The sequence below is a fragment of the Mycobacterium sp. TH-M15 genome, assembly GCF_057473705.1.
Genome location: NZ_JBYCLB010000502.1, coordinates 1 through 9,624, shown reverse-complemented (window position 1 = coordinate 9,624; position 9,624 = coordinate 1). Strand labels below are relative to the sequence as shown.

Sequence of the window (9,624 nt, the reverse complement as noted above, 5' to 3'; positions counted from 1 at the left end):
GGCCAGCACCGCGGCGTCCAGATCGGCCTGGCCGGGCGTGATCTCGCTGGCGCCGGACGACAACAGCAGCAGCGTGTCGTTGGTGGAGCAGCTGCCGTCGATGTCGAGCCGGTCGAAGGTGAGCGCGGCGGCCCGGCGCAACGCGCCGTCCAGCGCGGCGGCATCGACCTTCGCGTCGGTGGTGAGCACACACAGCATGGTGGCCAGCGACGGGGCGATCATGCCGGCGCCTTTCGTCATCCCGCCCAGCGTCCAGTTGTCCGGGAGGTGCAGCGCAACCTGTTTCGGCACGGTGTCGGTGGTCATGATCGCCCGGGCGGCCTCGTCGCCGCCGACCATCCCGCCGGCCATCTCGTGCACCAGCTCCTCGACGCCGGGCAGCACGGCGTCCATCGGCAGCCGGTCGCCGATCAGGCCGGTGGAGCAGACCGCGACCTCGATGGCGCCGGTCTCGGTGCCCCAGCCGCTCAGCGCGGCGGCGACCGCTTCGGCGGTGGCGTGCGCGTCCTGGAAGCCGCCCGGCCCGGTGCAGGCGTTGGCGCCACCGGAGTTCAGCACCACGGCGCGCAGCCGTCCGGTGGTCAGCACCTGTTGGGTCCAGAGCACCGGGGCGGCCTTGACCTGGTTGCGGGTGAACACCCCGGCGGCGGCGTAGTCCGGCCCCTCGTTGAACACCAGCGCCAGATCCAGCGCCCCCGATTTCTTGATGCCGGCGGCGATGCCGGCCGCCCGGAATCCCTCCGGCGCGGTGACCCCCTGTGCCCGCAGCAGCCTCATGTCGCTCACGGTGCCACCCCCACGCTCGACAGCCCTTCGGTCTCCGGCCAGCCCAGCGCCAGGTTCATCGCCTGCACCGCGGCACCGCCGGTGCCTTTCACCAGGTTGTCGATCGCGGCCACCGCGATGAACGTCGCGGCGTCGGCGTCCACCGCGACCGCCAGGTGGGCGGCGTTGCTGCCGATCACCGAGCCCGTCCGCGGCAGCCGGCCATCCGGCAGCAGGTGCACGAACGGCTCGGCGTGGTATGCCTTTTCGTAGGCGGCCCGCAGCTGCGACAACGGGGCCTCGGTGCGCGCGGTGCAGGTGGCCAGGATGCCGCGGGAGGCCGGCATCAACACCGGGATGAACGAGACGGTGACGTCTTTGTGGGTGACCGCACGCAGGCCCTGGGCGATCTCCGGGGTGTGCCGATGCACACCGCCGATGTTGTAGGCCCGCGCCGAACCGATGATCTCGGAGCCGAGCAGGTCGGTCTTGGCGGCCCGGCCGGCGCCGGAGGTGCCGCTGACCGCGACCACGGTGATCGCCGGTTCGACGAGGTCCTCGGCGACCGCGGGCAGCATCGCCAGCAGCGCCGCCGTCGGATAGCAGCCCGGCACCGCGATCCGGCGGGCGGTGCGCAGCCGCTCCCGGGCGCCCGGCAGCTCCGCCAGCCCGTACGGCCAGCTGCCGGCGTGCGCCGAGCCGTAGAACCGCTCCCAGTCGGCGGCATCGTCGAGCCGGAAGTCCGCGCCGCAGTCGATCACCAGCGTCTCGGCGCCGAGTTGGCCGGCCAGCGCCGCCGAGTGCCCGTGCGGAAGCGCCAGGAACACCACGTCGTGGCCGGTCAGCACGTCGGGCCCGGTCGGCTCGAGCACCCGCTCGGCCAGCGGCACCAGGTGCGGGTGCTGCTCACCGATGGTGCTGCCCGCGTTGGCCGCCGCGGTGAGCGCGCCGATGGTCAGCCGGCCGTCGGCGTACGCCGGGTGCCCGAGCAGCAGCCGGAGGATCTCGCCGCCGGCGTACCCGCTGGCACCGGCCACCGCCACCCTCACCGTCGCAGACACGCCGCCATTCTGCATGGCTATGCATATCGACGCAAATTCATTCTGCGTTATGCGCCCCCGCTCCCGAACGGATATGTCCGCCGATCGCGTGCAAAACCGACGACAATTTCGACCATGCGAACGCTTACGATCCGTACTGATGCCGAGGTGGAACGCGCCTTGGCCGCGCTGACCAGCGAGGGGCAGTCACGGTCGGAGTCCGCTAGCCCCGCAGCACCGCACCCACCCGCTCGGCCGCGCAGCGCACCGCCCCGTCCCGGGCGGCACTGGCCTCGTCCTCGGTGAGGGTGCGGTCGGCGGCCCGGAACCGCAGCGCGAACGCCAGCGACTTGTGTCTCTCGCCGACCTGCGGGCCGGTGTAGACGTCGAACAGCGCGACGTCCTCCAGCAGCTCGCCGGCCCCGTCGCGGATCGCGTCGGCCACCGCCTGCGCGGTCACCTGCGCGTCCACCACCAGCGCGACGTCCTGGAAGACCGCCGGGTACGGCGACACCCGCGGCGCCGGCAGGGTTTCGGTGATCGGGATCGCGTCGAGGTCCAGCTCGACGGCGCAGCTGCCCTTCGGCAGCCCGGACCGTTCGATCACCGCCGGGTGCAGCTGGCCGGCGTGGCCGACCACCACCTCCCCCACCCGCACCTCGGCGCAGCGGCCGGGGTGCCACGGCAGCTGGTCCGCGGCGCGCAGCGACACCGGCACCCCGCACGCCCGGCCGACGGTGCGCACCGCCTCGAACGCGTCGGTCGCCTCCACCGGGCGGCCGGCACCCCACGGTCCGCGCGGCTCGGCCAGTCCGGTCAGCACCGCGGCGACGTGCAGCGGCTGGCGCGGCAGCACCGCGTCGACCCGGGCGATCTCGGCGTCGGTGGGCCGGCGGTCCACCGGCAGCGCGTCCGGCGCCCCCGACTGGACGCCGGGCTGCACCACCTGCGCGACGGTGAACAACGCGACATCGACCATCCCCCGGGACACGTTGCGCCCCAGTGCCTCCAGTAACGCGGGCAACAGGGTGGTGGCCAGCTGCGGCCGGTCGGACTCCAGCGGGTTGAGCACCGCGGTGGTGCCGCGACGCGGGTCGTCGGCGGCCAGGCCCCAGGCGTCGAAGACCCCGGCCGGCAGGAACGGGGTGCTGAGCACTTCGACGTAGCCGGCCAGCGCCAGCGACCGGCCGACGGCCCGGCGGCGACGCTGCCCGGCGGTGAGTCCCCGACCGGCCGGTGCCGCCGGCAGCACCGACGGGATGGTCGCCATGCCCTCCAGCCGCAGCACCTCCTCGACCAGGTCGGCGGGCTGCCGCAGGTCGGGCCGCCAGCTCGGCGGGGTGACGGTCAGGGTGTCGCCGCCGCGGCACACCTCCGCGCCGATCTGGGTCAGCCGCGGGGCGGTGGTGCCGCCCAGGTTGCGCACCCCCGCGATGGGGTCCGGCAGGTCGGCGGCGACCCGGACGGCCGGCGGCGCGATGTCGTCCACCGGCGGGTCGCCGCGCCAGTCGGTGAGCGTGGGCTCGGCGGCTCCCCCGGCGATCTCCGCCAGCAGCGTGGCGCACCGGTCCAGCGCGGCCACCGAGATCGCCGGGTCGACCGTGCGTTCGTAGCGGCGGGCGGCCTCGCTGACCAGCCGCAGCCGGCGGGCGGTGCGGGATACCGCGGCCGGATCCCAGACCGCGGCCTCCAGCAGCACGTCGACGGAGTCGTCGCGCATCTCGGTGCTGCCCGATCCCATCACGCCGCCGATCGCCGCGGTGGCGACGTCGTCGACGATCAACACGTCGGCCGGGTCCAGCCGGCGCTGCACGTCGTCGAGGGTGGTCACGGTCTCGTCCGGCCGGGCGAACCGCACGCCGAACCCGCCGGTGATCCGGTTGCGGTCGTGGGCGTGCATCGGGTGGCCGAGTTCGAGCATCACGTAGTTGGTGGCGTCCACCGCCGGCGAGATCGCCCGGATGCCGCAGAGCAGCAGCCGCCGCTGCAGCCACCACGGCGACACCGCGGCCGGGTCGATGCCGGTGACCGGCCGCAGCGCGAACCGGCGCACCCCGGTGTCGGGCTGCACGGTCAGCGGCCAGGCGTCACCGTCGGCGGGGAGCGCCGGCACCGCCGCGGGGTCCACGAAGTCCAAGTCGTAGGCGCAGGCGATCTCGCGGGCCAGCCCGCGCACCGACAGGCAGTAGCCGCGGTCCGGGGTGATGGCCAGCACGAACACCGTGTCGTCGAGGCCGAGCACCGCGGCGGCGTCGGCGCCCGGCTCGGCGGTGCCCGGCGGCAGCACCAGGATGCCGGAGTGGTCGGTCGCCAGCCGCAGCTCGGCGGCCGAGCAGATCATCCCGTCCGAGGTGCGGCCGTAGGTCTTGCGGGTGGCGATGGTGAAGTCGCCGGGCAGCGTGGCACCGGGCAGCGCCACCACGACCAGGTCTCCGTCAGCGAAATTGGTAGCGCCGCAGACGATCTCCCGCGAATCGTCTTCGCCGACGTCGACCCGGCAGGCCCGGATCGGCTTCTTGAACTCGGTGAGGTCCTCGATCTCGATCACCCGCCCGATGATCAGCGGCCCGCTGACCGGTCCGAGGGTGATCACCTCCTCGACCTCGTGGCCGATCCGGATCAGGGTCTGCTCCAGTTCGTCGGCGGAGACGTCCCAGCCCGGCGCGCCGGCCGCGACGACCTCACGCAGCCAGCTGTACGGAACGCGCATCAGAGCCCCACCCCGAACGGCAGCGAGAACCGGACGTCACCCTCGACCATGTCGCGCATGTCCGGAATGTGGTTGCGGAACTGCAGGGTTCGCTCCAGCCCCATCCCGAACGCGAAGCCGGAGTACACCTCCGGGTCGATCCCCACTGCCCGCAGCACGCTGGGGTGCACCATCCCGCAGCCGCCCCACTCCACCCAGCCGGCGCCGCCCTTCTTGCCGGCGAACCAGACGTCGACCTCGGCCGACGGTTCGGTGAACGGGAAGAAGTGCGGCCGGAACCGGGTGCGCACGTCCGGGCCGAACTCGGCGCGGGCGAACGCGTCCAGCGTTCCGCGCAGGTGCGCCATCGACAGCCCCTCGTCCACCGCCAGCCCCTCGACCTGGTGGAACACCGGGGTGTGGGTGGTGTCGAGTTCGTCGGTGCGGAACGCCCGGCCGATGGAGATGACGTAGACCGGCAGCTCGCGCCGCAGCAGCGCCCGCACCTGCACCGGCGAGGTGTGGGTGCGCAGCACCTGCCGGGAGCCGGGCGGGGCGATGTAGAAGGTGTCGGAGTCGCTACGGGCCGGGTGGTCGACCGGGAAGTTCAGCGCGTCGAAGTTGAAGTGCTCGGCCTCCACCTCGGGTCCGTCGGCCAGCTCCCAGCCCATCGCGACGAAGGTGTCGGCGACGTGCTCGGCCAGGATGGTGATCGGGTGCCGAGCGCCGGTCGGGCGGCGGGCGGACGGCAGGGTCACGTCGATGCGTTCGGCGGCCAGCACCGCCGCGTCCCGCTCGGCCCGCAGCTCGGCCAGCCGCTCGTCGTAGCCGCGCTGGGCGGTGCCGCGGGCGGCGTTGACCCGGCGCCCGGCGTCGGCCTTCTCCGCCGTGGGCAGTCCGGCCAGCGCCTGGCGGGCCAGGGCCAGCGGGGAGCGATCGCCGAGGTGCTCGGTTTTGGCGTGCGCCAGCGCGTCCAGGTCGGCGGCCGCGGCGAACGCGGCCCGCGCCGCGCCGACGGCGACGGTCAGCGCGGCCTCCGACGTGGCGGCCGGATCGACGGGGTGATCGCCCACGCGACGAGACTCTCCTTTATGGCTCGGGGCCGGGCCGGCCGGGCCGGAGGCGTTCGCGGCCCGGATGCGACGCAGGTGCCGATCTTATCGGGGCGGCCGGCCACCACGTTCGTTGGCGCTCCGGAGAGCTGCCGTCGCGCCGTCGCGCTGCCGGCGGAAGGGGTTGCGCTCGGCGTGCCCGGCGCTCGCCGCCGACAGTCTGCTGGACCTGGTGGGCCGGTGACGTGCGGGCGGCGTCCCCGCTGCGTCACGCCGCCGGGGCCGGACGTCAGCCGGGCACCGGGGCCTACGAACCGGCCCTGGCCTGGCCGTCGCCGCCCGACGGCTCCGGTCGGGCGACGAGCCGGTACATCGCCAGATCCTCGGGCACCCCGGCGAGCTTGGGGCCGAACATCGGCTTGCGCAGCCGCCTGGCGACCACGCCCAGCGCGGCCAGATCTACCGGCTCGATTCGCTCCAGCGTCGTGCCGGAGACGACGATGCCGCCCTTGGTGGCGCGCTCCATCACCCGGGCGGCGATGTTGACGTCGATGCCGAGCCAGTCGTCGGCCAGTCGCTGCGGGTGGCCGGTGTGGATCCCGGCCCGCATCCGGGGAACGTAGCCGTCGACCTGCACCGTCGTCAGCGCGTCTTGCGCAGCGAGGACGGCGAAGACCGCGACCAGCGGCTCACCGAAGACCGCCATCATCCCGTCGCCCATCCGCTTGACGATCCGGCCGCCGGCGTCCAGCAGCGGCGGCTCCATCGCCTGGGCGACCCGGCGCAGCAGGGTCAGCGTCGCCTCGTCGCCGGCCTTCAGCGACCAGTTGGAGAAGCCGACCAGGTCGGTGAAGACCAAGGTGGCTTCCGGGTTGGCCGGCCGGCCGGAGGCCCACTCGGTCAGTGCCTGCCAGACCTGCAGCACCCCCAGGCTGACCTCGCGGGAGGCCGCATCCCGGTCGCGGATCAGCCGATCGGTGACCCGGGCCGCGGCCTGCGGGCCACCCTCCCCGGCGGTGGAGAGCGGATCGCCGAACTCCGGGTCGCCGGGCAGCCGTTGACGCAGCCGGCGGATCACGTCGATCGTCCGGTCGTTGCCGTTCACACGGCGCAGCCAGCCCACCATCCGGCCGCGCCGCGGTACGCCAGAGAGCAGATCCGGCGTCTCCCCCTGCTCGACGGACCCCTGATCGGGCGAATCGGGGTTCACCCGCACCAGAGTAGCGGTGACGCCGACGCAGAACGCGGTGGGATCCACCGCCGCCGGAGCCAAATGACCTGGTCATGTCGGTGTTCACCCAGGTCGCAACCGCGGGACGGCCCATTCGGCGTGGCACAATTGACAACGCGCGTTCTCAGATTTACCGTCAGCGTCAGGTTGGTCAGACAGGAGGGCGTGATGAACCCGACGCCGACGACGTCCGTCGAATCCGCACCCGCGCAGCCCGATGACGCGCGCACCCGCCCCCCCGAGCCACTCGGGCCCGACTCGCTGACCTGGAAATACTTCGGCGACATCCGCACCGGCCTGATGGGTGTGTGGATCGGCGCGATCGAGAACATGTACCCCGCGCTCGGCGCCGGCGTCGAGGAGCACTCGACGCTGTGGCGCGAACCGCTGCAGCGGGTCTCCCGATCGGCCTACCCGATCCTGGGCGTGGTCTACGACGGCGATCGCGCGCAACGGACCGGCGAGGAGATCCGGGACTGGCACCACGACATCAAAGGGGTCGACGAGAAAGGGCGCCGCTATCACTCGCTGGACCCCGCGACGTTCTACTGGGCGCACGCGACGTTTTTCATGCTGGTGATCAACCTCGCCGAGTACTTCTGCGGCGGGCTGACCGAGGCCGAGAAGCACCAGCTCTTCGACGAGCATGTGCAGTGGTACCGGATGTACGGCATGAGCATGCGTCCGGTGCCGAAGACGTGGGAGGAGTTCTGCGAGTACTGGGATCGAACCTGCCGCGAAGTGCTGGAGCTGACGCCGGCCGCCCGCAGGATTCTGCACATGCGGATTCCGAAGCCGTGGTTCGTGCTGATGCCCAGCGGGGTCTGGGACCAGATGTTCGGGCCGATGGTGGGGGTGCAACGCTGGGTCGCCGCCGGGCTGTTCGACCCGGTGGTCCGCGAGAAGGCGGGGCTGCGCTGGTCCGAGGGCGACGAGGTGCTGCTGCGGTTGATCGGCAAGTTCAGCCAGCTCGCGTTCGCGTTCGTTCCCGAGGAGATCCGGCTGCACCCGCGCGCGCTGGCCGGCTACCGGCGTGCGCAGGGCAAGATCCCGGCCGACGCCCGGCTGATCGAGGCGCCCTCGTTCACGGCGCCACCGAAGGACCGCCGCGACGACGGGACGCACTACGTCCCACGTCGCGCCAAGAACGTGGTGGAGCGCGCCGGGTCGACCCTGATCGAGCGTGCCGGATCGCTGGTGCACAGCACGTTCTCGCTGGCCGGGGTGCGACGCCCGGCCCGCGGACACGCGGCCTGAGGCTCGCTAGCCGGCTCGCCCCGATCGCTGCGCCCGGGCGCTCTGGTACAGACAGATCGCCGCGGCCGACGCGACATTCAGGCTCTCCGCACCGCCGGCCATCGGGATCGCCACCCGGTGATCGGCGGCGGCCGTCACCTCGACCGGCAAGCCGTGCGACTCAGGCCCGAAGAGCCAGGCCGTCGGGCGGGTCAGCAGCGGCCCGGCGTCGTCGAGTGAGAGCTCGCCGTCCAGTGCGGCCGCCAGCAGACGCAGACCCGCCCCGCGCAGCGCGGCCAGCGCCGCATCGGTGTCGGCGGCGACCACCACCGGCAGGCTGAAGATGCTCCCGGCCGAGGCGCGCAGACATTTCCCGTTGTAGGGATCGACGCTCTGCCCGGTCAAGACCGCCGCACCGGCACCCATCGCGTCGGCGATCCGGATCAGCGTCCCGGCGTTCCCCGGTTCGCCGACACCGACGGCGACGGCGACCAACCCAGGGGAACCGGCCAGCACCCGATCCAGGTCGGGCGCCGGGATCCGACAGACCGCGACCACTCCGGCCGGGGTGACCGTCTCGGAGAGCGCTTTCGCCGCCCGCTCGGTGACCAGCTGCACCGGGGCGTCGATGCCGGCCAGCAATCCGGCGTGCCGCTGCGCCGCCGGTTCGGCGACGAATACCTCCCGGATCAGACCACGCCGCGAGGCGGCTTCCACCAGATTGGGGCCTTCGACCAGGAAGCGCTCCGCTCGCCGGCGGGCGGCGTTCCGGCGCAGCTTGACCGCCGCGACCACCCGGGCCGAGCGTTCGGTGAGCATGCCCCCGCGGGTCAGGCAGCCTCGCCGGAGGGCGCGTTGACGTCGCCGGGCAGCGCTTTGCGGGCCACCTCGACAAGCGCGGCGAACGCATCGGCGTCGCTGACCGCGATCTCGGCCAGGTTCTTGCGGTCCACCTCGACGGCGGCGATCTTGAGGCCCTGGATCAGCCGGTTGTAGGTGATGCCGTTGGCTCGGGCGGCCGCGTTGATCCGGGAGATCCACAGCTTGCGGAACTCACCCTTGCGCGCGCGACGGTCGCGGTAGGCGTAGGTCAGTGAGTGCAGCTGCTGCTCTTTGGCCTTGCGGTAGAGCCGCGATCGCTGGCCACGGTAGCCGCGCGACGCCTTCAGGATCGTGCGTCGCTTTTTCTGGGCGTTGACCGCCCGCTTCACGCGTGCCATGGATCTTTCCTATCTCGTTCGGGCGTAATGGTTTTGCGCGGCTGACCGGTCAGCCGTTCAACATGGCGTTGACCCGCTTGGTGTCGTTGGCCGACACCGTGGTGCGGCCGTCCAACCGGCGGGTCCGGGTGCTCGGCTTGTGCTCCAGCAGGTGGCGGCGGTTCGCCTTCTGACGCACGATCTTTCCGGTTCCGGTGCGCCGGAACCGTTTCGAAGCGCCGCTGTGGGTTTTCGTCTTGGGCATGTGTCCTCGTTGGTGTCGGTCAGCTCGCCGGCTGGCTGGTTTCGTCGGTCGTATCGGGTTGCTGGCCGGGCTGGCCGGCCGGCGCATGGGCCTGCTCCGCCGCCCTGGCCCGGGTCTTCGCGCCGCGGTGCGGCGCCAGGACCATGG

9 protein-coding genes are annotated in these 9,624 nt (G+C 72.8%); 1 reads left to right on the top strand and 8 read right to left on the bottom strand.

The window, feature by feature from the left end:
- The 5 genes from AC2VNT_RS12300 to AC2VNT_RS12280 form a co-directional block, all read right to left on the bottom strand.
- Positions 1-777: bifunctional ornithine acetyltransferase/N-acetylglutamate synthase (locus AC2VNT_RS12300; protein WP_486947127.1), on the bottom strand; the 777-nt coding region annotated here is incomplete at its 3' end.
- A gap of 5 nt (positions 778-782) precedes the next feature.
- Entirely contained in the window at positions 783-1,841 is a 1,059-nt protein-coding gene (gene argC / locus AC2VNT_RS12295; RefSeq protein ID WP_486947126.1) for an N-acetyl-gamma-glutamyl-phosphate reductase, read from the bottom strand.
- 187 nt (positions 1,842-2,028) lie between these two features.
- Positions 2,029-4,515 (bottom strand): phenylalanine--tRNA ligase subunit beta, encoded by a 2,487-nt coding sequence (pheT, locus tag AC2VNT_RS12290; protein WP_486947125.1) that lies wholly within the window; start codon positions 4,513-4,515, stop codon positions 2,029-2,031.
- Complete coding sequence (pheS, locus tag AC2VNT_RS12285; protein ID WP_486947124.1) at positions 4,515-5,567, bottom strand: phenylalanine--tRNA ligase subunit alpha; 1,053 nt, start codon at positions 5,565-5,567, stop codon at positions 4,515-4,517. Before pheS ends, pheT begins: the two co-directional genes overlap by 1 nt.
- Before the next feature lie 286 nt (positions 5,568-5,853).
- The gene (locus AC2VNT_RS12280; protein ID WP_486947128.1) at positions 5,854-6,672 is read right to left on the bottom strand and encodes an adenylate/guanylate cyclase domain-containing protein; all 819 of its coding nucleotides are present in this window, start codon (positions 6,670-6,672) and stop codon (positions 5,854-5,856) included.
- Positions 6,673-6,945: 273 nt separating this feature from the next.
- Here AC2VNT_RS12280 and AC2VNT_RS12275 point away from each other — a divergent pair, with 273 nt between their 5' ends.
- On the top strand, positions 6,946-8,034 hold the full coding sequence (locus AC2VNT_RS12275; protein WP_486947123.1) for an oxygenase MpaB family protein: 1,089 nt from the start codon (positions 6,946-6,948) through the stop codon (positions 8,032-8,034).
- Between the two features lie 6 nt (positions 8,035-8,040).
- On the opposite strand, the gene AC2VNT_RS12270 is transcribed toward AC2VNT_RS12275, so the two are convergent.
- From AC2VNT_RS12270 to rpmI, 3 genes are read right to left on the bottom strand one after another with little or no spacing between them, the layout of a single operon-like run.
- Positions 8,041-8,832, bottom strand: coding sequence for a TrmH family RNA methyltransferase (locus AC2VNT_RS12270; RefSeq protein WP_486947122.1), 792 nt, complete (start codon positions 8,830-8,832; stop codon positions 8,041-8,043).
- A gap of 11 nt (positions 8,833-8,843) precedes the next feature.
- A complete protein-coding gene (rplT, locus tag AC2VNT_RS12265; RefSeq protein ID WP_486947121.1) occupies positions 8,844-9,233 on the bottom strand; it encodes a 50S ribosomal protein L20 in 390 nt (129 codons plus the stop codon).
- Positions 9,234-9,282: 49 nt separating this feature from the next.
- Positions 9,283-9,477, bottom strand: coding sequence for a 50S ribosomal protein L35 (gene rpmI / locus AC2VNT_RS12260; protein ID WP_486947120.1), 195 nt, complete (start codon positions 9,475-9,477; stop codon positions 9,283-9,285).
- Positions 9,478-9,624: the final 147 nt, after the last annotated feature.